Consider the following 22,529-nt stretch of genomic DNA (forward strand, 5'->3'; position numbering starts at 1 on the left):
CCGCAGATATGCGGGCGAGGTTCCAAATTTCAAGTTACATGACGCGGCAGGCAAACCCTTTCAGATACAGCCCTTCCGGGTAGGTAGCGATCACAGGATGATCGGCGGCCTGACGGAACTGTTCTATAAATTGTACATCACGACCAGCATCTATTGCGGCGTCAGCAATAATTTTCTGAAATAAATCTGTGGTCATCAAACCGGAACAGGAGAAAGTGAGGAGCACACCGCCGGGATTCAGGAGCTGGATCGCCAGCATGTTGATGTCCTTATAACCGCGACATGCGCCCATCAACTGACTTTTGTTTTCCACGAACTTTGGCGGGTCCATCACGATGACATCGAAAGTTTCGCCCTGATCGCGATATTTGCGCAGCAGTTTGAATACGTCATCACGAATAAATTCTGCTTTGCTTAAATCCAGCTCGTTCAGAGTAATGTTCTGCTTTGCTACATCCAGCGCTTCCTGCGAGGTATCGACACTAACGACCTGGCGGCATCCTCCCATCAGCGCGGAAACGGCAAAGCCGCCGGTGTAGGAAAAGCAGTTTAATACGCGCTTGTCTGCCACGTAGCGACGTGTTGCCAGACGACTGTCGCGCTGATCAAGATAGTAACCGGTTTTATGCCCGCCCTGAATATCGACAAATAACTTCATGCCGTGCTCCTGGATAGGCAACAACGCTGGCGGGAGATCGCCAACCACCAGCCCTTGCGCAAGTTCCAGCCCCTCTTTTTTACGCACGGCAACATCGCTGCGATCGTAAATTGCACATTGTGGATAGAGAGACTGGAGCGCTGAAATAATGGCTGGGCGCTGGTATTCTGCACCGGCACTAAGGAGTTGAAGAACAAGAAAATTACCAAACCGATCGATGGTTACGCCTGGTAACCCGTCTGATTCACCAGCAATCAGGCGATAGCTGTCGAGCCCATCACATTGCGCCAGCCAATCTCGCCACTGCTGTGCCTGTTGTAGACGGCGGGTGAAGAACGCGATATCAATGCTTTCATTTTTATCGAAAGTCCAGACACGAGCACGAATCTGCGATGCAGGAGATAATGCTCCACGCGCCAGCCACTTGCCCTGATGATCGACAATATCAACCGTTTCACCGAGGCTGGCTTTGCCTTCCATTCGCGCAACAGCGCCGGAGAAAATCCAGGGATGACGGCGCAGCAAGGATTTCTCGCGCCCTTTGGCTAACACTAAACGTACACTCATATTCGGCTATTCTATAAACTGAAGAAAATGGGCGCTATTGTCACGGGTTCATCGGGCAAATGCAACGAGCCTGAGCTGAGAGGGGGGGAAAGATGGCACATGTCTGCACAATCGCCTGGGTACACGGAATGGTGCAGGGCGTCGGGTTTCGTTATAGCACGCAGCACGAAGCACAGCGGCTCGGTCTGACGGGGTATGCACGTAACCTTGATGATGGCAGTGTTGAAGTGGTTGCCTGCGGCGACGAGCAAGCAGTGAATCAGCTGATTGCGTGGCTAAAAGCGGGGGGACCGCGTAGTGCCCGGGTTGACCGAGTTCTTACTGAACCACATCAACCCGGCAGGGAATGGACAAACTTCGGTATTCGCTATTAGATGCATTTCACTGGTTTTGGCAAACCAGCGATCTTTGTCGCCTGCTTAGCAGGCCCTTTTGGAAACAGGCGGTACAAATAGCGACTATTGCCTTTCTCTTCGCCAAATTTATTCGCCATCGCTTTTACCAGCATGCGAATCGCGGGAGACGTATTGAATTCCAGGTAAAATTCACGCACAAAGCGCACCACTTCCCAGTGCTCAGGAGAGAGAGTTATGTTCTCTTTCTCAGCGATGATAGGCGCTAAGGTTTCGCTCCACAGCGTAGTGTCTTTTAGATAGCCTTCGCTATCGGTTTCGATTTCTTTACCTTCAAAGATCAACATAATTTTTAGCAGCGTTAGTCAACAACGGCGGGAGTGTAGCAAAAAACAAAGCCCCGCATAAGCGGGGCTAAGTTGGAAGCAGTCTTGTTTAATCCCGGCTGGCGAAACCCAGAATACTCAACAGGCTGACAAAGATGTTGTACAGCGACACATAAAGACTAACAGTGGCACGGATGTAGTTGGTTTCACCGCCATGGATGATGTTGCTGGTTTCATACAGGATAGCACCGCTGGAAATCAGGATGAATACGGCGCTGATAGCCAGGTGCAACGCTGGCAACTGCAAGAAAATGTTTGCGACCATCCCGATCAGCACTACCACCACGCCCGCCATCAGCATGCCGCCGAGGAAAGACATAACCTTGCGTGTCGTTAATACGTATGCGGAACAGCAGAAAAAGACCAATGCAGTGCCGCCGAGTGCCAGGCCAATCAGATCACCCATTCCGGCTGAGAGATAGGCGTTAAGCATGGGCCCCAGGATATAACCGAGGAAACCAGTGAAGGCGAACGCAGCCAGAATACCGGTCGGTTTGTTCGCCAGTTTATAGGTCAGAAACATTAAACCGTACATCCCAACCAGCGTCAGGATCAGGCCCGGAGAAGGCAACATTAGTACGGTACTGGCGGTCGCCGTAATTGCGGAAAACGCCAGCGTCAAGCTTAAAAGGAAATAGGTATTACGCAGGACTTTGTGCGTACCTAGCAGGGAAGTACGGTCACGCGATGAAGTAATAATGCGATCCATGAGTCACTCTCTTATGACAGATGTAATTGATTGCAGAGTCTAAAAAAGTCTCGTTTGATGACAAAGTTGTTTTACCCATCTTTACTCATAAAGCAGCGGTGCTGACACAGTGATTCATGCGTGGAAATGAGTGCTACACAGCATAAAGGGATAAATGTGAGACAGATCCATATTGGTGTCTTATATGTCACTGAAATCTATTGCTATATAACTATTGGGGCGCTAAGAGTGTAATCGCGTCGTGACAATGTACATTATTAAGGCGAAAGGACATGAAACCACAAACACGTAACCACATTGCACTTTCATTATTGACTCTCGGTATTCTGAGCGCATGTTCTGGCGCGCTTGCAGCGACAGTACCCGCAGGAACAACGCTTGCGGAAAAACAGGAGTTGGTGCGTAACAATGGCAGCGAGCCTGCATCGCTGGATCCACATAAGGTGGAAAGCGACGTCGAGTTCAACATTATTAGCGATATTTTTGACGGCCTGGTCGCAGTTAAGAAAGATGGATCCATTGAACCTCGGCTGGCGGAAAAATGGGAAAACAAAGATAACACTGTCTGGATTTTCCACTTACGCCCGGGGATCACATGGTCAGATGGTACGGCGATCACCGCAAAAGATGTGGTCTGGAGCTGGCAACGTTTAGTCGATCCGAAAACGGCATCTCCTTATGCCAGCTACCCTGGAAATATGCATATCGTTAATGCCGCAGATATCGCGCAAGGTAAAAAAACGCCTGATACGCTTGGGGTGAAGGCGCTGGATGATTCAACGCTGGAAGTCACTTTGACGCAACCTACAGCTTCCTTCCTGCCGATGCTGGCGCATCCATCTTTGGTTCCGGTAGATAGCGTGTTGATCAATCGTTTTGGTGATAAATGGACAAAGCCGGAACATATCGTGACGAGCGGTGCCTATAAGATCACCGATTGGGTCGTTAATGAACGCATTGTTGCCCAACGTAATACCCGCTATTGGGACAATAAAGCGACCGTAATTAATAAAGTCACCTATCTTCCTATCAATGCAGAAACTGCGGACGTTAACCGTTATAAAGCTGGCGAGATTGATATTACCTACACCATTCCAGTGAACCAGTTTGCGCAGTTAAAGAAAACGTTAGGCGATCAGGTGCATGTCGCTCCACAACTGGCGACGTATTACTACGAGTTTAATACCACTAAGCCGCCATTTAACGATCCTCGGGTACGCCGCGCACTCAATATGGCGCTGGATAAAGATGTCATCGCGGATAAAGTGATGGCGCAGGGGCAGCGTCCTGCATGGGTAGTCAGCCAGCCAGAAATTGGCGGTGTGAAAATTGCCTCACCAGATTACGCGTCATGGCCGCGGGAAAAACGACTCGCCGAAGCGAAAAAACTCCTTAATGAAGCAGGTTTCAATGATGAACACCCATTGAGCTTCAGTCTTCTGTATAACACGATGGAAACACATCAGCGGATTGCGATTGCCGCCAGTTCAATGTGGCAGAAAAACCTTGGTGTGAATGCAAAGCTGCAAAATCAGGAGTGGAAAACCATGCTTGATACCATGCACACGGGTAATTTCGATGCGGTACGGTATGCGTGGATTGCAGACTATGCTGATGCAGCAACGTTTTTGAATAATTTCCGTACCGGAGACAGTGAAAACACGAGTAAATACAGTAACCCGGCATATGACGAGGCACTGAAGAGTGCAGCGAAAGCGAAGGATGTTGCTGAACGTGGCAAATATTACCAGCAGGCAGAGGATATACTCGGAGAAGACGTTCCGGCTATCCCGGTTTATCATTATGTTCGTACACATCTGGTGAAGCCCTGGGTCGGAGGTTTTGAACCCGATAGCCTGGGCGTGTATCTGACAAAAGATTTGTACATCAAGCAACACTGATTTGAGATGCGCTGAATAAACGTTCAGAGTGCTGGTATTTCGATCTAACAGCACGATTTTGATGGTTTTTCAGGCAAACAAACATTCCCGGGCTTTACATGAGACTCGAGGATGTTTATAGTGCGCCTCACACCGGAAGTGTGGCCGAGCGGTTGAAGGCACCGGTCTTGAAAACCGGCGACCCGAAAGGGTTCCAGAGTTCGAATCTCTGCGCTTCCGCCAAATATAAAGCCCCAGCTTACTTAGTAAGCTGGGGCTTTTTTTATCGGGAAAATCAACTCTGGTTACACTTAGCACGCACTCTAAGGATGTGGGCAGGACAATACGTGAATTCCATCGACGCACAATCAGCTGTGCCGTTCTTATCAACGATGTAAGCAGGGGAGGACTGGTCTGGTCGTCCCCATCATGCAAATCTACTGTCTCTCGCTAACGGCTTTTAGCGGGCGCAAAAGAAAAGCGGCCGTTTACCAATGGTGAAAAGGAATCCTTGCGCTCCCTGGGGGTGGATTGAATACGTGATGCTTTGATTAGGATAAACATAAAAACCGGGCAAAACAGTAGCGATGACTTTATCCGGCAAGGTTTCCAGACTATCGATTTTGTTTATCCCGGATGACTGAAAATTGTAGGTACCGTGGTTTTCGGTCCAGGTAAAGGAGATATCTCTTCGAATAGTACCTTCCGGGTGAGTGTTTTCAAGATAACTTCCGCTTACTGAAACGATGCCACTTCTTTTTTCATTATTGTACATAAAGTCGAAAGTAATGTTGGCTTGTGTTCCTTTATGAAAGACAATCATGGAAGCGCTGCAAGTTTCAGCATTTCTGTTTTTAATAAGCAATGAATAATAAAAATATCCCGCCACAATCCCAACGCTTATAAAAACGAGACTTAAAAAGAAGATTGCTTTTTTAGTCACCGTTTACCCCCCTGATTAAAAGTGAAATACATCCTGGCGATGATGTTGTCGAGAATTTATTCTTGCAGACTAACGCAGCGAGTGATGGTGAGGTAGGTGAAGTGGGAAAATAGACCCAAGGGTAATTTTTACAATTCAAACCTGAATCTTTAATAAGAGATTTGTATTTCAGATAGTATTCATTGTTATCATGACTATCATCCTTAGTGTAAAAATGGCAACCATCTTCTTTTTCAATAAAACTATAACTTTTAAAAAAGGTTGCATCGTTATTGTTATTAATATTCCATGTCAGGTAAACGACGAGCAGGCCTACGATAAATGAAGATGAAGCAGCAAAAATTCCATTCGACATTGCAGACGACTTCTTTTTCTTAATCTCACGAGTGTCGGTCTCGGCGTGAAGATCTTGTTCGTCCAGTACTTCATCCTTTGGTTGGTTATTCACTTCAGGAATGTTATTGACTGTTTGATAACTGGTAATAGGAACAGGAAAAGGTGTAGTCGGTTCGTTATCGTTCCGTCTGGAGATTTTTACACTGTCATCTATCTGAAAACCTTTACGGGGAATGGTGGCAATAAGTCTTCTGTCTGTCTCACCTACAGCGCGCAATCCACGACGAACAATGGATATATTCTGATAGAGTGTATTCGTTGGAACTAACATTCCTTCTTCTTCCCAAACTTTCTTAAAAAAGTCTTGCTGAAGTACAATATCTGGAGATGCTTCAAGCAGTAAGAGAAGGCAACGGCTGGCTGGTGATGTTAGAGTAACGTTCATTTCGGGATTATTTACTGATGAAAGTCTTTTCATTCCCGGTCTGAATTCAATGTTGTCGTTGATAATCCAGTACATATATATTCCAAAGCAGCCAGAGGCTGTGTCCTTTATTAGCGATGTATGTAATAGGTTAAAATGTTATGTTATTAATTTCAGCATAACAATAGATGTATTGCTATGTTTTTTACAACAATAAATGCCGTAGGTCTGAGGATTTTATCTCAGGTCGATTAATAATTCATGCTCTTGGATGAGGCATTTTAAAAATCCTTAATAGTTAGGAAGATGCTTCTTGGGGGTGAGGGTGGCATATATCTTAAATTGAGTTTTGTTGCTTTAAACTCTTATTTAAGATGAGGGGGGGTATGGTTTTTCTTTGCGAGGATATATATTTATAAAATATATAATTGTTTGATGGTAATTAAATGTGTTCCATTATGTTTTGCTTGAGGGCTGCGAGAGGGACGGCTCTCCAGGAAGATATGTTTTAAGCGTTTATTCGAGATGAAAATGATCGTTATACCACCAATAATAAACTGAGCGTATTAATGGTTAATTAATTTAATGCATAATCAGTGATTATATATTACATCAGTAACATTACCATATTAAAGATGCATTATTTTTAATGGATGTTGATTTTTATTTTTTTAAGGATAATTAAGTTGTTTTAGTTGTTGTGATGAACATAATTTAGCGGTGTTAGGTGTTCTTGTACTTTTAATTTTCTTGAGGTGATGGAAATCAAATTTTACTTCTTAGCTTTCATTTTGCTATGTCGTGCCTATGCTCATGCTGATACTCAACTGGACCGACTGGCTAAAGAGCAGCAAAAAATTGATAATAATACCGCCCAGGAAAATCGAATTGATAAAAAAGATGTTTTCTCGAAAGTCGAAGATAAAAACATTATAGATTTTGAATTACCCGCTGAAAAAAAATGTTACCCTATCAAAGATCTCATCCTCGAAAATGAATTTTTGGGTAATAAAATGATTCGAGACATAAGTGATATGGTCTCGAACAGTTGCCTCGGCTCGAAAGGTATTGAGTATGTTGCGACCTATTTGCAGGATTATTATATAAAGGCCGGGTATGTAACAACACGGGTGGATATTCCTGTGCAAAATTTAAAAGTAAAAAAGTTGCAGCTGAAAATTTTAGCAGGAAGGATCGGTAATGTGATCATTGAAAATGATGACATCAAACATTGGATCCTGCCTTTTACATCGGGTGACATTCTTAATCTTCGCGATATTGAACAAGGTCTGGAGAACTTGCAGAAAGTACCTGGCGTTGATGTTAAGATTAATATCGTACCGGGAGATCACGACGGGCATAGCGATATAGTTATCAACACTAATCGTAAAAAATTATGGAATATCAGAGCGACGTATAACAACTGGGGTGATAGAAATACAGGAAAGATGCTTACAGGTATTTCAGGTTATTTGTATAACACTGCAAGACTTGGCGATCTTTTCTATCTGGCTGGCACCAGCAGTACAACAGGTGGATATAAAAGCATCAGCGCTTTTTATACCTTACCTGTTCGGTTTTGGGATTTTGAAGTTTTCTACAGTAGCAGTATGTCTCGCCAGCCTGTTGGGCTGAGTTATTGGGATTTAGATTATCAAGGAAAAAATCAGTATCTTAGTTTGAAAGGAACCCGGACCCTTTTCCGAAATATGGATAAAAAAATAACAGGGAATGTTGAACTATTAAGACGTAGATCTGCGTATCAATTAGGTGGTGTGAATTTAGAACTGCAAGAACGGGATATGGGCAATATTCGACTTGGGCTTAATTTTAAACAAAATTTCCAGGATGCGACGCTGGACTCCTCCCTTAGCTGGCAACATTTTATGACTTGGTTAGGTGGTGAGAAAACGCCGGATATGGTGTCAGGGGATGTGAGTCCTAAAAGCCAAATTTTTAACCTGAATACAAACTATGTAAAATGGTTCTACACTGCACCTTGGCACTATTATTATGAGTTGAATACGGGGGCACAATTTTCGCAAGTACCGTTGACATTGCAAGATCAATTTTCAATCGGTAACCGGTGGAACGTTAGAGGGTTTGAAACCAGCGCAGGATTAGATGGAAATAAAGGATTTTATATCCAGAATACATTTCATTTTCTTATCGGGAACTATAATGCAGAGTTATATTTTGGCGTCGATTATGGACAGATTTCAGGTGAAATCTACCCGCAAAATGCTTTTGATGGGAAAAGGATAATGGGATCAATCATTGGAGTTAAGGGAACAATTAAATCTCTAGGATATGATATCTCTTTATCGGCTCCTTTAATGTACCCGACTGGCCTCATTGAAGATCAATTTATATCTAATTTTAATGTAACTTATCAACTGTAATCATATGGTAAACCCTCGAATACGTATCGGTACTGATATCGTTGAAGTAGAACGGATCGCCAGCGCGATTAACAATGGCGGTATGTTTTTTTTACAACGAGTATTTACAAAAAAAGAGATAAACAAAATTAATGCTAATGAACCGAATTTTGAAAGGGCATCCGGATTTTGGGCCGCTAAAGAATCTATTGTTAAAGCGCTGGGTTGTGGGTTTCGCGGCGGAGTGTGCTTCAAAGATATTGAAATAAATCATGATGAATATGGTTGTCCATCTTTTTTATTTACTGGAAGGTTGAGCAAAGTAATAAAGGAAAGTGGTGTTGTTGATGTGTCACTTAGCATATCACATTGTCGCACTCATGCCGTAGCTGTATCTGTTGTTAACTCAATTGCGTGTAATGGAAATGTATAAATATAATGATCTAAAAGGCAAAACCGTTTTGATATCAGGAGCCAGTGGTGACATCGGTATTGCCATCTGCGAAAAATTTCTGGAACAAGGGTGTGAAATTTATGCATTGTATAATACAAATGCAGATCGTTTGGAAGAGTTAAAAGCAAATAACTCCTCAGGGCAAAGATTAAATATATTGCAATGTGATATAGCTGATCCTGAAAAAGTAGCTATATTAATGAAATATTTGAATGATAAAGTAACGAAGATCGACGTATTAGTGAATAACGCAGGTATTGTTAAAGACAATCTTTTTGCGTCAATGACCTTTGAGGACTTTAGTTCTGTTATTGGTACAAATATGCTGAGTACCTTCAGATTGACGAAAGAAGCGCTAATGCTGCTGAGATGTTCTGACAGCCCCGCGATTATCAATGTTGCTTCTATAGCAGCAATAATTCCAAGTATAGGACAGGTTAATTACAGTGCTTCAAAAGGTGCTTTGCTCGGTTTTACCAGAACATTAGCTGCAGAGTTGGCCCCTCGGGGGGTGCGAGTGAATGCAGTTGCTCCCGGAATGATTGAGTCGAGAATGGTAAAAAAAGTTTCTCGAACTGTAGTTCGTGAGGTTACGCATTCTATTCCTTTGAAACGTCTGGGGCAGTGTCAGGAAGTAGCGAATACAATAGTGTATTTAAGTTCTTCTGCCGCCAGTTATATTGTTGGCCAAACCATCGTGATCGATGGTGGTCTGGTTATGCGGTGATCTATGTCCAGATATTCTATTCCCTCTAAAATTTTCCTTGAGATGGGTGGATGGCGGCAACCCTTATTAATGGTCGACAGAATAGATGATTATAAGTATGGGGAAAATGGGTATGTACAGATCGTAAAGCATATTACTTATAATGAGCCCTATTTACTAGGTCACTTTCCAGATGACCCTATCATGCCCGGTGTTCTCATTGCAGAGATATTCGGTCAGGCAAGTGAGTATTTTTCATTTATTACTGATGTTTGTGATATCTATTTTGAAAAGTTTGGCATTGAATTAAAAAACTTACGAGATATTTATACAAAGCTCCATCAACAGGAATTACTGGATATTATTCGAACAAGACGTTCACAAGTGCGTGGCGTGTTAGCAGCACAGAATTTAAAGTTTAAGGATATTGCTTATCCAGGAGATACCATTGAGGTCATAAGCAAGCTGGCATTTTCAGATCCAACTGGTTTTAAGCACTATTCCGTGACGGCTAATGTTGGTAAGAAATTGATCAGTCAAGGGACAATAATTAACTACCGTGAAGCGAAACATACCATTAATGGGACATAAGTAATGACAACTATGTATGATAATATCCAGGAACGTAAAAATGTACTTTTCACAATTAAAACCGAAATCATTCAACGATTAAACATTCAAAGAGATGAAACACAAATTGATGATGATACACCATTATTTGGAAACGGTTTAAAACTTGACTCAGTAGACGCGACAGAAATTATTGTTTTGCTTGATAAGGTTTTTGATATCCAGGTAAATGAAGGGGATGATCCTTCTTACATGCGTAGCATTAATAATTTGGCATCATTTGTTATCACAAAGAAACGTTCCTGACTTTTTAATCAGTTTACCCGAAGAGGTTTTATGAAGTCTCTTAATGAGTTGCACTTGGAAAACAATGCCAGGATGGGCATTTATAATAATCGCACTGTGCCTGTCGCATATCATGATCTTGCGATTGAATATAAAGCCGTCAGGGAAAATGCATTACTTGTCGATTACTCCCATATGTCTATCGTTAGCGTGATGGGAGACGATGCCTGGGCTTTAGTCAATCATATGGCCTCTGCTGATATTTCAATCATTCGTGATGAACAAGGTATCTACTCATTAGTATTAAATGAGGATGGTACCATCCGTGGGGACATTTATGTGCTCTGCACCTCTGACGGCTATTACATCCTTTCTGAAAACATCCCGGCTCCGGAGATAATTGAACGTCTTACCTCGATTTTAGAAAGTGGTGAAGCAGTTGATATTGTTGAACCGCCGGAGATTAAATCTATGGCAGACAATGGCTGGGGCTCAATCATGTTGGAAGGCCCTTACTCCTGGGAAGTGATGTCAGAAATATATGGCTATGACATCATTGGTTTGCCTTATTTTGAATATATTAATGAGGCCGATGATCTGATCATTTTCCGCTGCGGAAAGCATGGTGAATTTGCGTATATGGCCATTGGGCAGGAATCTTCCCTTGTTAAATTGTGGGAAACTATCCTTTCAATTGGTGAAAAATATCAATTGAAAGCAGGGGGCATTCAATATCAGGATATTGTTCGCCTTGAGAATACAGGCTGGGATGAAAGTATTTTTTCCGGCTATAGCCAAAACCCAATTGAACTGCAAATGCAGTGGGCAATTCAATACGATAAAGAAAACTTTATTGGCAAGTCAGTTATAGAGCCACAGTCGCATACTCAAGGAGAGCGTAAACTCGTTGGTATGCTCCCGACGGCTGAGTGCAATAGTATTCAATCTGATGATAAAGTTTTGGTTGAGGGTAAAGAGGTTGGCATTATTGTTAAATCCGGTTTTTCCCCTGCGTTGCAATCAATTATCGCGCTAGCTTTAATTGATAATGACTATGCTTTTGCGGATATCCCTGGGTTTGAAATTTTAACGTCAGAAGAAAGTATCCCGGCAAGAACCCAAAGTGTGCCGTTTTTATATAACTTAAGTATGTTGGTTAATCCGGCTGAACATAGTTTTATTGATGCGTCAAAGTCAAAGCGAATCATGTAATTCTAATAATTAAAATGAAAGTAAAGCGACACATATAAATATGTCGCTTTACTTTGTCTATTTATTATTGACTAAAAGATATTCTACTCGGGGGATAACGATGAAGACGAATCGAAAACGTGTTGTCATTACTGGTATGGGGATTTTGTCATCCCTTGCTGAAACTATTGAAGATTTTAAACAAGCGCTCTTTGATAAAAAAAATGGTGTCGGCAACAGTGAGCGATTTACGGCGTGGTTTGAAAATGCTCGTGCAGCGGAAGTTCTTCACGAAATAGACTATTCAGAGCTCCCCGAACACATTATCCATTCACTGGATAATGCCGCCTTATGGGCATACAAAGTGGGCAAGGATGCCCTGACACAGGCGGGGCTTATCAATAACAAAACATGTCTGGATGAGACAGGATTAATTATCGGCGTCTCTTCCGCCGGAACAGAAGCGTTTCTGCCAATTTTTGAGCAGCGAATGGATGATTTCTCACTCCGCAAGGCTATTTATTCGGGGGGATTTTCTTCCTGTTGCTCAAGTGTTTCGACACTCTTAGGCCTTAAAGGCGGCGGGGAATTGGTGGCAACCGCCTGTACTGCCAGCCCTAACGCGATCGGTATGGCTTTTGACTATATCCAAAATGGTAAAAGTAAGACCATGCTGGCTGTCGGTACAGAACCTATCTACCTGCCAACGTTTGCTGGGTTTTACGCATTGAATGTTATGCACCCCGACTCCTGCACCCCTTTTTCAGGCCAGTCTGGTATGTCTATCGGCGAAGGGGCCGGTGCGATCGTGCTGGAGGATTATGAACATGCTATCGCCCGTGGCGCCAAAATTTATGGTGAGATTCTCTCTTACGCAACCTCCTGCGATGCCTATCACGAAACAGGCCCGGACCCGCGAGCCAGTGGTGCTGTTCAGGTCATGCTTAAAGCCATGGAGAATGCTGGCGTAAAACCGGAACAAATTGATTACGTAAACGCGCACGGTACAGGTACAGAAGCGAATGACCGCATTGAAACGCTGGCGATGAAGAAAGTGTTTCCTGATAGCGACAATTTGCTTGTCAGTTCAACAAAATCTTATTTCGGTCACAACATTGGCGCTGCAGGCATTGTTGAGCTCATCGCTTGCCTGGTGACGCTACCTGAAAATAAAGTTTTGCCAACGCTCAATTTCTCAATTGCGCGCCCAAATTGCGACCTGGGCTATGTTCCAAATGCGTTTCGAGAAAAAGAAATTAATATCTTTATGAAAAATAACTATGCATTTGGTGGAAATAACTGCTGCATGGTGGTGAGTACAAAACCAGGGACGGTCCCGGTCAGTCAATATGACAGTAAACGTGTAGCTATTACTGGTGTAGGAGCTGTAACGGCGATTGGTCACACGGTTAATGACATTTTGTACAACGTCTGGCAAAAAAATAGCGCTCCTGTGTTGGGCGGCGTCACGTTTCCTGATGATACCCTCGCAGAAGCGCGTGAATTGTTACGGGTGCTGGTAGCCACAAATCAACTCGAAGAAATTTTTGGTGATGAAGCTGCCATGAGCACCGTAACGTTTCCGGAACAGGAGCCAGATTTTAAGACCTTCCAGGTAACGGGGCTGGAGCCGCGTAAACATCTGCGCCGTTTTGATGCCCGAAAGGCAACGCGTGGCGGTACGTTTGCGCTTGTTGCGATGTCTGAATCGTTGAATATGGCAAAGCGTAAAATAAAGCGTGATGGCGAAGAGCTCGGCATGATCATGGGGATGTCTCGTGGCCCTCAGGAGACAACCTATAAATATTTGCAGAGCCTGAAACCCGATCCGCGGAAAGTCAGTACCTCCGAGTTCCCGGGCTCGTTAATGAATTCTATCGCTACTTTCTGCGGTATTTCTGAAGGTATTAAAGGTTATACCACCACACTCGCTACCGGTGAAAATGCGGCACTCGGCGCACTAACCTATGGCTATGAAATTATCCGGCAAAACCTGCAACCCCATGTGATAGTGGGTGGTGCTGATGAATATTTCCCCTCACTGTCACTCTATATGGATGCGCTAACACAGAAAATCCATATGACTTCTGATGTCAACGATTATCAGATTTATGGTGAGCAGCCAAAGGGATTCATTCCCGGCGAAGGTGCTTGTATGTTATTGCTGGAAGACCCGGATGCCGCAGTAGCACGTGGTGTAGAGGTGATGGCCGAAATTGCGGGCTACGGTAAATCCAGCAGTAACAGTTACTTTGACGCATCATTATTGAATGAAAAATCATCAGCAATGTCGCTCGCCATTGAACGTGCGCTTAATGATGCTGGTGTAAGTGCAGCAGATATCGATTTGGTTTGCGGCAGTAGCAATGGTAGTAAAGAAAATTCGCAAATCGAAATCGACGCCATCTATAGCGTTTTCCACAAAGAGAATCCGCAGGTTCCGGTTGTTAACTATAACGCTTATTTCGGTTTCGTGGCTTCATCTGCCGGGTTACTTAATCTTTTGGTTCTCACTGATTGCATTAAAAAGCAATCAGTGCCGGCCATTCCTTATACTCAAGCGTTCTTCGACTCACGTATAAACTTCGTACGGAGCCCTCAACATTTAACGCTTAAGCATGTACTTCTGGTTGGGGCTACAGAAGGTGGCAACTATTATGCATTTGTAATTAAGGAATAGCGTAATGGATAATGCGGCTATCATTGCAGGTTACAGTCTATATTTACCCTTTGCAGAAAATTATTGTCAGCTGATTAATAATCTTCGCTCCGGTAAGCGTGTTAATGAAAATTATTGGTTTGTTTCTGAGGAAGTTGCACGGAAATGCGGATTTACAGGAAATAAGCGCGTGGCAAGACTGGAGCAGATAGATGATAGCCCATTAACGTTATTGTATCGATTAATTGATGAAGCGCTGGCCCAGGCTAATCTCAGCAAAAACGCCCTTACCGGTGAAAGGGTAAGGGTATATTTAACTGGCCTGGGGCCACGTGTTGATGGCATGGACTATAAATCCTTTTATGATCATAATGATGTTGAGGATCTTAAATGTTCGCCATCAATAAGCCGACTTCATGCTAACAATATGTCGCAGGATAAACTTGCCTACAATATTGCGCATAAGTATGGATTACACTATCTTCCGCCTGATTTACATTGCACCAGTAATTCATCATTAACTGCAGTGCATCTTGGTTGTCAGGCGATTGATAATGATGGGGCAGATCTTATTTGTGTAATTAACTGTTCTAAAATTAAAACGCAAGATATCTGGTTTCTCGAAAATCAATCTATGCTTGATGGTGAATCAGTACAACCGTTTTGCCAAAATAGCAGCTCGGTATTATTTTCAGAGGGGTGCTGCGTCATACTGCTTGAAAGTGAGAAACATCGCCAGGCCAGAGGAGTAAACGGTGGTATACAACTCAAATCAACATATTCGCAAATTAGTGCAAGCCGCAGCAATGATTCAGCCTGGTTAAGCGCTAATATTATTAAAGTAATGAGTAAAATACTTGATGAGGCGAGTATTAAGCTCGGTGATTTATGCGCGATTGTTCCCCATGGCAATGGTTCGTCAAATAGTGATAAGGCAGAAGCCAAAGCGATAGCAATGCTTTCTGACAAGCACTCTGTTCCGGTTCTCGCTTATAAAGGACAACTGGGTTACACCACAACAGGTTCAGGGATCGTCGATTTGATTATTGGCGAACACTCTCTTCGCCAGCGTGAATTACTTACTCCGGTAAGCAATGACGATATTATTGAAGAAATAGCAGGTCAGTTATTGACGGATATCGGCGTTGTTAAACATGAAAAGAAACATTTGCTGAAGACGGGGCTCGGTGTTGATGGATCAATTATCGGTATTGTCATGTCTGATACCAGCATTTGAGATTTATATATATGAAAAACGAGATCTATCTTTCATCATTTTCGCTTGCGGAACCAGCAGATAATTTTTATTTTTATGCTCCGCACTGGTTAAATGCATGGGAAGCTCATCTGTATAATCAGGCGCTTAAATCTACCTCCGCAAGTGGTTGGGCGTTTAAGCGATTCGGCACTGATAAAGAAGCGTATGCGCGGGAAATGATACGCAAACCGCGTTATATTGATTATATTGAGTCCATGGAGCAAACCGCGGATGCCGCATTGCAGCAGATGACCCCGAGGGATCGGATGTTACTGTTGAAGTCGCGTGCTGCTTTCATTTATATCGATACGTGGGGAGAATCATCTGTCTTTGAAAATATCACCAGTGCGCTGCATACAGCGACGATTGACACATTACCAAAAAATATATTAAAGAAATTCTCAATCAAAAACGTGACCTGCAAAATTCGTGGAGAGAATTTTTCATTAATACAAGCGATGCAATTAGCGCAAGATTATTTGCACTGGAATGTTTTCGATTTTGTAGTGATATGCGGAGCATACAGAGCGATCCCCGTATTAGTTTTTTCGGATGAAGCTATCCCGGGCAAAAGAGGCCGCATCAAAACGAAGCATAAAAATGGCGTCCAGCTCTCCGTTGAACGAACAGGGTGTTTTATTTTTAGTTTACGCGAAAGTGCACTACGAGTGAATTGTGGTAAGTATGTGGCTCACGATAACCTGGATTACCTTCAACATGAGATAACAAAAGATTTATCGGAAGGTGATCTCCTCACCTTTTTGGGGCGAAAAGAGAATATCACGCATATAGCTCCGAAAACTTGCATTGATGTTGTCGACCTGAAGGATATCTATGGGGCGAGTGGTTGCCTGACACCAGCGCTGAGTTGGGAGTATCTGTTAAACAAAACGGTTTCTTCAAAAAAAATGCGCACAGTATTAGCTGATAAATTCGGCGGGTATGGTTATTTTGATACTCTCTTTTCGGCAGGGTGATGATTGATGAGTAATACAATAAAAGAACTACCAGCTATCTTTATGCAGGATATTTCTAAGAGTTTTGGTATTAACGAGAATAAGGTCGATGCGCTAAAAAACATTAATCTTGAAATTAAGAAAGGGGAGTTTGTGGCGCTATGTGGGCCCTCCGGTAGTGGGAAAAGTACATTGCTTAATATACTTTCTGGCATCGATACGCCTTCCGCTGGAACTGCCATGTTTCTTAATAATGTTCTTAATGAAATGCCCGAAAAACAGTTGGCCTATATCCGGAGCAAATACTTAGGGTTTATTTTTCAGTTTTTTAACCTTATTCCCGTACTTAGTGTTTTTGATAATGTATTTTATCCACTTATTTTGAATGCACATTTCAATAAGAAAGAAGCGAAAGAGCGCGCTTTACATTTCCTCGATAGCGTGGGGCTTGGCCATTTAGTCGATCGCAAACCCGGTCAGTTATCGGGAGGACAGCAGCAGCGCGTTGCGATTGCCCGTGCGCTTGCGCATGAACCCAGTGTCGTTGTCGCCGATGAACCGACCGGGAATTTGGATTTAACAACGGGGGAAGCCATTTTAGAGCTGTTGATGAAAATAAATCAGCAGACCGGCACCACATTTGTTATTTCCACGCATTCAACCCAACTCAGAGACAGAGCCGGGCGGGTCATTGAAATTAAAGATGGAGCGTTAGTTCATGGCACAAATACGTAAGTATTATTGGTTATTCTGGGTGGGGTTGGTCTGCGCTGTTATAGCGAATACGGCTTATGCGATGACCGCTCCGGAGGCCGATAAAGTGATACAGCACGGGTTTCCTGAACAACCCGAAGCGTTAGAGGAAACGACACAGGCGCTTTTCCAGGAATTTGAAAAAACGAAGAACGTGACATCGCTGATCTTTTATTCTTATGGAATGTTACGACAGGCGAATCATTTTTCGGTTGTTAATGATTTTATTCATGCTTCGGAATATGCGAAAACGGGTTTTTTTTATCTTGATGAAGCAGTAGATTCACATGAAGGCAATCCTCGTATTAGATATCTACGTGCTCGTATCGACGCTTATTTACCTGCTGTAATAGGGCGTTGCGTGGTTACACTTGATGATACCGAGCGTTTATTAAAAGAAAAGAATGTATTCGATAATGATATTTTAAAACATATTGAATATATGCGTTATAAAGCCTTGGTAAACTGTAATCAGCCTCAGCAGGCCGAATTGTTAATGGAAAAAATAAAAGCGAAAACCTCCGTGGATGCTAATTTTTTCGATACAAATCTTCATGCTGAACCAGAGTGGGATATGAATGAAGTTACCCAGATTGTCATTCCATTATTCAAAGGCGAATAGATGTCCATGCACATGCTTTTAACAAATATAATTATTCTTGTGATAATGTGTTTTGTCCTTTATTATCTACTTTTTAAATTTAGAGATGCAAAGTTTTCATTCCTAAATTTGTTTCGGCATAAAAAAAGAACAATTTCAACAACAATTGCCATTATGCTTGGTGGCGTGTCTATTTTTCTTTATGGTGGATTTATCGATTACTCTTTTTGGATTTTGAAGGAGCAGACGATTCGGACAAATATAGGACACGTACAGATCTATAACCCCAAATATTTCGAGACATCAAATAAAAGCCGCAGCTTGATTGCAGATTATGCAAATCTGAAAAAAGAAATTCTCAGCGATCATGCGTTATCTGCTGATATCTCAACTATTTCAGGACAACTTGAGTTTAGCGGCGTCGTATCACAGTACGAAAATGAAACCTCCAGTTTTTTTTCAGGGTTAGGTGTGGAGCCGTTACCATCTTTAAAGCTCGGTTCATTCGATAAAATTATTTCTGGTAGTGATTTATCTCGAGTGAAAACCAATGAAGTCACCCTCGGTGAAGGGCTTGCCGGAACGCTAAATGCTAATTATGGTGACTGGCTTGATATAATGACAGTCAACACCCATGGTGGTCAGGGCGCTCTTTCATTGAAATTGCGAGGTATTTTTTCCTCAGGGATTAAAGATTATGATGATGTTGCGATGAAAATGCCTTTGGCGACAGCACAAAAACTGATGGGTACAGATGGCGTAAGCAAGGTATTAATTCTGCTAAAAAAAGATAATACGGATCTTTTTATTAATAATTTACGACATTTTATTGATGAACATCATTTGCCGTTAATAGTAAAAAGCTGGAAAGATAGTTCTATTTTTTATCAACAAGTAGAGAGTTTATTATCAGGCATTTATTTCTTTATTAAGCTCATAGTAGCTCTTGTCGTTATCTTTATGATCAGTAATGCGATGACGATGAACATTATAGAGCGTACGCGAGAAATCACCACGCTACGGGCTATTGGTTTACAGCCATTACATGTTTCGCGGTTGTTCCTGCTGGAAGGAATATTTATTGGTACTCTCGGTGCGATAGGTAGTCTTGTTATCGGCTTTATTCTTGCTGGTATTATTAATCTACACGGTATTGCCATGCCTCCCTCACCCGGGCAAACGCAAGGTTATACTGCTTTCATTAAAATTAACAACGTCGAGCTAATATGGCTAACCTTTGTGTTGCCTGTGTTAACCTCCTCGTTAGCTTCAATACTGCCGGCTTTGCGAGCATCCAGGTTAAATATATCAGATGCATTTAAATTCTCTTAAGGCTTAATATGATTGTCACTGCTAGTCTCCGAATCATTATTGTGTCTTTTTTTCTTATAATGGCAAATGCCAGCGTCATAGCTTCAGTCGGAGCGCTGGATATTATTCGTCGCGCTGATGAGATTCGCTCACCAAATAAACCTTTTCGCTACACCGTTACAGTTCTGGAGTACAAAGACGGTGTAGAAAAGGAAGAAAACAAACAGATTCTTGATATATCAATGCGCTTTATGAAGCCTGAAAAAGGAATGCCAGCTGATGCTCGTTCACTGGCTCGTTTTATCTACCCCCCCCGGGATAAAGGAAATATCATGCTATCTGACTGGTATGATTTATGGTTTTATACGCCATCGCTTCGACGACCTATACCTGTATCGCGCGAACAAAGATTAGTTGGGCAAATTTCAAATGGTGATGTTATCGTTACTAACTTTGAATATTCTTATAGCGCAACACTGGCTGGAGATAAGCCCTGCGGGGAATCGATCTGCTACGAACTCGTCTTGCTACGTAAATCAGATGCAGTGACATATCCAAAGATTATCTATTTGGTTGAAAAAGAGAATTATCATCCATATCAGGCATCTTATTATTCAATGGACGATAAATTGCTTAAAACAGTTAAGTATGAAAATTTTCAAATGGTGCTAGGGGAAATGCGACCAATGAGAATAGTTGTGCGAGATGCAAAGCACAGTAAGGGCTATTCTGTAATGGAATACAGTGATGCCAGGTTCGAGTTATTGCCTGAATCTAATTTTACCAGGGAATATATTCAACGAGGTGTTAAGTGAGTTGCCGCATAACTCTGGTGACTTTATCATTTATACTGTTACCTTTTAGTCTCTATGCAAGTTGTCTTTCTGGTTCAGATATTCAAAAAAATGCTGATGTTACGCTAACGTTGCAAGGCTCTTATACAAAAAAGAAACCATCGATATGGAATATTGAAGGTAAGAACGCTTATGTAAAAGATAATATTAATAATAGTGCAGGCGTGAAATTCAGCAGTGATTGTTCGCTTATTGAACAACGTCTGAATTTAGAGCTATCAGCGTATGGATTGACTTATTATCCATGGCGATCTCTGGGGAAATTTGAGAAGGATAATCATCATTCGCGAATGCTCCTGAATCAGGTTAAGCTTACGTTTATAGCCTCAGATAACGTTCGACTGGAAGCCGGTAAACTCAGAGATAGACCGGGTGTTTTTTTTCTTAAATCGCCATCGGCTCTGCTAACCAACTATTATGCGGGATTTAAAAATGATCGACTTTATACTCCGGCAATGAAGCCGATTTATGCCGAATCATTTTGGGGAGCAAGCCTTATTCATGAGACAAGAGATTATGGCCTGGCTTTCACTGTCGCACCTCGATTAGCACGAATAAATAAACGCTATGACTCATCAGGAAACTGGTCTGCTGATCAACGTTCTAATTCGAGTGAACGTTATTTGTTAAGTTATACTGAGTATCGCCTTAAAAAACATACGTCTTCAATGAATGTGATGTTAGGAGAATCTCGCTCTGTTGCTTTAGCTGACAGTTTTAATTACACGCCACAATGGATTATCAATGCCGAAATTGCCTTGCATTCAGACCAGCAATGGCGCCATTTTTCACCACAGCGGGCTGCTGCGGTGCAAAGTTATGCTTTCCCGTCTTCGCTTTACACCACCGAAGAGAAGCAGGGTATTGAGCTGGCGATAGGGGGGCAGTACACAACAGATAACTTTAGTATGTTTGGTTTGGAATACTATTTTCAAAGCGAGGGATATTCTGCACGTGAGTGGCGGCAACAAATGAATTTTGTCGATTATCTCAACACCAAAAATCAGTATGCTGTACTAGACCAGGTGTTTGATGCGTATAAATATCTCATGGGTGCAGAGATAAGTAATGTCGCAAATAAAGGAAACTTACAGGGTAAACATTATATTAATGCTTATGCAAGTTTAGCTATAGAAGATGGTTCTAGCTTGCAACCTTATATTGTTACGAACATGGTGGATTACAGTTCGTTAATAGGGATGCACTACTCGACACCGTTTGATTATTTCGACGGAAAAGTTGAAGGTTATGCGGGTGTTTTTTCGGCGGTTGGCTCACAAGATGCTGAATTTTCCCACTTTGGTAGATCGGTTGGTTTTTATTTGGGAGTTGAATATCATTTGTAAGGATATTATTTATGGATATCAATAGTACATCACAACCTGTTGTTTTTCTTTTTGCTGGCCAGGGTAATCCTGTTATCGGTATGGGGGCTGATTTGTGGAATATTAATCAGACGATACGTGGCATCTGGGATTGCGCCAGCGATATTTCTGGTATGGATATCAGGCGATTATGTTTAAAAGGACCAATGAATCGCTTGATCCAGACAACTGTGCAACAAATTGCTGTAACCGCGATGAATGTTACGCTCTATACCCTTTGCAAAGATAAACTTGGTGACACACATGTTATCGGTTCATGCGGGCATAGCGTCGGGGAATATAGTGCACTTTATGCTGCCGGAGCCTTAACACTGGAAAATTTGTTTCGCCTGATCCATCTTCGTTCGCAGGTGATGGATGAGGTTAGTAAAAAAAACAAAGGTTATATGCTGGCGGTGAAAGGCGTCGATCATACCGCTCTCAGCCAAATGATCACTGAATCCGATCTGCCAATCGATATCAGTTGTGATAACAGCTGCCAACAACAAGTAGTCGGCGGATCGGTAGCTGCGCTTAATGAGTTTCCACATCAGCTCCGTGCTGCTGGCTATGAGCCTGCGAAGCTCGGTGTAAGCGGTGCCTGGCATACGCGTCTGATGGCCGAAGGCGTACCTTTAATGCGCAAATATCTCTCAGACGCTGAAATTTGCCCTCCCCAGTACGATGTTGTCATGAATGTGACGGGCAGGGCAGAAAGCGAACCGGTACAGATCAAAGAAAATCTCTCCTTGCATTTGACGCATACTGTTAAATGGGCAGATTCAATGTCGCTGTTTTTAGCACATAAAATCCCAGTCTTGTTCATTGAAATTAGCAATAAAGCTTACCTTGGGAAAGTGTTAAAGGATTTCGTAAATTTTAACTCTGAGATGACATTACATTGCAGGGGATTATTTTCAATTTAATGGT

The 22,529-nt window shown here is 42.5% G+C and carries 22 protein-coding genes and 1 tRNA gene; 18 read left to right on the top strand and 5 right to left on the bottom strand.

Annotated elements, in window-relative coordinates:
• Positions 1 to 34: 34 nt before the first annotated feature.
• Positions 35 to 1,225 (bottom strand): 23S rRNA (cytosine(1962)-C(5))-methyltransferase RlmI, encoded by a 1,191-nt coding sequence (rlmI, locus tag BN2591_RS12840; RefSeq protein ID WP_086871981.1) that lies wholly within the window; start codon positions 1,223 to 1,225, stop codon positions 35 to 37.
• Between the two features lie 92 nt (positions 1,226 to 1,317).
• On the opposite strand from rlmI, the gene yccX reads away from it, so the two are divergent.
• Positions 1,318 to 1,599, top strand: a complete 282-nt coding sequence (gene yccX, locus BN2591_RS12845) for an acylphosphatase (RefSeq protein WP_086871982.1) — start codon at positions 1,318 to 1,320, stop codon at positions 1,597 to 1,599.
• On the opposite strand, the gene tusE is transcribed toward yccX, so the two are convergent.
• Together tusE and yccA are read right to left on the bottom strand one after the other, a co-directional pair.
• Positions 1,596 to 1,925 carry a sulfurtransferase TusE gene (gene tusE / locus BN2591_RS12850; protein WP_086871984.1) on the bottom strand — a complete coding sequence of 110 codons (330 nt, stop codon included), beginning with the start codon at positions 1,923 to 1,925 and terminating at the stop codon, positions 1,596 to 1,598. The genes yccX and tusE overlap by 4 nt on opposite strands.
• An 88-nt stretch (positions 1,926 to 2,013) precedes the next feature.
• Positions 2,014 to 2,673 carry an FtsH protease modulator YccA gene (yccA, locus tag BN2591_RS12855; protein WP_086871986.1) on the bottom strand — a complete coding sequence of 220 codons (660 nt, stop codon included), beginning with the start codon at positions 2,671 to 2,673 and terminating at the stop codon, positions 2,014 to 2,016.
• A gap of 272 nt (positions 2,674 to 2,945) precedes the next feature.
• On the opposite strand from yccA, the gene BN2591_RS12860 reads away from it, so the two are divergent.
• Together BN2591_RS12860 and BN2591_RS12865 are read left to right on the top strand one after the other, a co-directional pair.
• Positions 2,946 to 4,574, top strand: coding sequence for an ABC transporter substrate-binding protein (locus tag BN2591_RS12860; protein WP_086871988.1), 1,629 nt, complete (start codon positions 2,946 to 2,948; stop codon positions 4,572 to 4,574).
• A gap of 134 nt (positions 4,575 to 4,708) precedes the next feature.
• Positions 4,709 to 4,796: transfer RNA gene (locus tag BN2591_RS12865), tRNA-Ser, on the top strand.
• A gap of 217 nt (positions 4,797 to 5,013) precedes the next feature.
• Here BN2591_RS12865 and BN2591_RS12870 read toward each other — a convergent pair.
• Positions 5,014 to 5,496, bottom strand: coding sequence for a hypothetical protein (locus tag BN2591_RS12870; RefSeq protein WP_086871990.1), 483 nt, complete (start codon positions 5,494 to 5,496; stop codon positions 5,014 to 5,016).
• Positions 5,489 to 6,352, bottom strand: coding sequence for a winged helix-turn-helix domain-containing protein (locus BN2591_RS12875; RefSeq protein ID WP_086871992.1), 864 nt, complete (start codon positions 6,350 to 6,352; stop codon positions 5,489 to 5,491). Before BN2591_RS12875 ends, BN2591_RS12870 begins: the two co-directional genes overlap by 8 nt.
• A 662-nt stretch (positions 6,353 to 7,014) precedes the next feature.
• Here BN2591_RS12875 and BN2591_RS12880 point away from each other — a divergent pair.
• The 15 genes from BN2591_RS12880 (at position 7,015) to BN2591_RS12950 (ending at position 22,525) form a co-directional block, all read left to right on the top strand.
• Positions 7,015 to 8,658, top strand: coding sequence for a ShlB/FhaC/HecB family hemolysin secretion/activation protein (locus BN2591_RS12880; protein WP_086871994.1), 1,644 nt, complete (start codon positions 7,015 to 7,017; stop codon positions 8,656 to 8,658).
• Positions 8,659 to 8,677: 19 nt separating this feature from the next.
• Positions 8,678 to 9,070: a holo-ACP synthase gene (acpS, locus tag BN2591_RS12885; protein WP_162842162.1), complete on the top strand. Its 393-nt coding sequence runs from the start codon at positions 8,678 to 8,680 to the stop codon at positions 9,068 to 9,070.
• Positions 9,063 to 9,818, top strand: coding sequence for an SDR family oxidoreductase (locus BN2591_RS12890; RefSeq protein WP_086871998.1), 756 nt, complete (start codon positions 9,063 to 9,065; stop codon positions 9,816 to 9,818). Before acpS ends, BN2591_RS12890 begins: the two co-directional genes overlap by 8 nt.
• A gap of 3 nt (positions 9,819 to 9,821) precedes the next feature.
• Positions 9,822 to 10,388, top strand: coding sequence for a hotdog family protein (locus BN2591_RS12895; protein ID WP_086872000.1), 567 nt, complete (start codon positions 9,822 to 9,824; stop codon positions 10,386 to 10,388).
• Positions 10,389 to 10,391: 3 nt separating this feature from the next.
• On the top strand, positions 10,392 to 10,673 hold the full coding sequence (locus BN2591_RS12900) for an acyl carrier protein (protein ID WP_086872014.1): 282 nt from the start codon (positions 10,392 to 10,394) through the stop codon (positions 10,671 to 10,673).
• 30 nt (positions 10,674 to 10,703) lie between these two features.
• Entirely contained in the window at positions 10,704 to 11,864 is a 1,161-nt protein-coding gene (locus BN2591_RS12905; protein ID WP_086872019.1) for an aminomethyl transferase family protein, read from the top strand.
• Between the two features lie 100 nt (positions 11,865 to 11,964).
• On the top strand, positions 11,965 to 14,523 hold the full coding sequence (locus BN2591_RS12910; protein ID WP_086872021.1) for a beta-ketoacyl-[acyl-carrier-protein] synthase family protein: 2,559 nt from the start codon (positions 11,965 to 11,967) through the stop codon (positions 14,521 to 14,523).
• Positions 14,524 to 14,527: 4 nt separating this feature from the next.
• Positions 14,528 to 15,739 (top strand): beta-ketoacyl synthase N-terminal-like domain-containing protein, encoded by a 1,212-nt coding sequence (locus BN2591_RS12915; protein ID WP_086872023.1) that lies wholly within the window; start codon positions 14,528 to 14,530, stop codon positions 15,737 to 15,739.
• Positions 15,740 to 15,750: 11 nt separating this feature from the next.
• Positions 15,751 to 16,737 (top strand): ATP-binding protein, encoded by a 987-nt coding sequence (locus BN2591_RS12920; RefSeq protein WP_086872025.1) that lies wholly within the window; start codon positions 15,751 to 15,753, stop codon positions 16,735 to 16,737.
• Positions 16,738 to 16,743: 6 nt separating this feature from the next.
• Complete coding sequence (locus BN2591_RS12925; RefSeq protein ID WP_086872027.1) at positions 16,744 to 17,451, top strand: ABC transporter ATP-binding protein; 708 nt, start codon at positions 16,744 to 16,746, stop codon at positions 17,449 to 17,451.
• Positions 17,435 to 18,091, top strand: coding sequence for a hypothetical protein (locus BN2591_RS12930; RefSeq protein WP_086872029.1), 657 nt, complete (start codon positions 17,435 to 17,437; stop codon positions 18,089 to 18,091). Before BN2591_RS12925 ends, BN2591_RS12930 begins: the two co-directional genes overlap by 17 nt.
• A complete protein-coding gene (locus BN2591_RS12935) occupies positions 18,092 to 19,402 on the top strand; it encodes an ABC transporter permease (RefSeq protein ID WP_086872031.1) in 1,311 nt (436 codons plus the stop codon).
• Between the two features lie 59 nt (positions 19,403 to 19,461).
• A complete protein-coding gene (locus BN2591_RS12940) occupies positions 19,462 to 20,196 on the top strand; it encodes an outer membrane lipoprotein-sorting protein (protein ID WP_244173009.1) in 735 nt (244 codons plus the stop codon).
• A gap of 17 nt (positions 20,197 to 20,213) precedes the next feature.
• Positions 20,214 to 21,581: a hypothetical protein gene (locus BN2591_RS12945; protein ID WP_244173003.1), complete on the top strand. Its 1,368-nt coding sequence runs from the start codon at positions 20,214 to 20,216 to the stop codon at positions 21,579 to 21,581.
• Between the two features lie 11 nt (positions 21,582 to 21,592).
• A complete protein-coding gene (locus BN2591_RS12950; RefSeq protein ID WP_086872037.1) occupies positions 21,593 to 22,525 on the top strand; it encodes an ACP S-malonyltransferase in 933 nt (310 codons plus the stop codon).
• The last annotated feature ends 4 nt before the right edge of the window (positions 22,526 to 22,529 follow it).

The organism is Kosakonia pseudosacchari (assembly GCF_900184035.1).
Classification (GTDB): domain Bacteria; phylum Pseudomonadota; class Gammaproteobacteria; order Enterobacterales; family Enterobacteriaceae; genus Kosakonia; species Kosakonia pseudosacchari.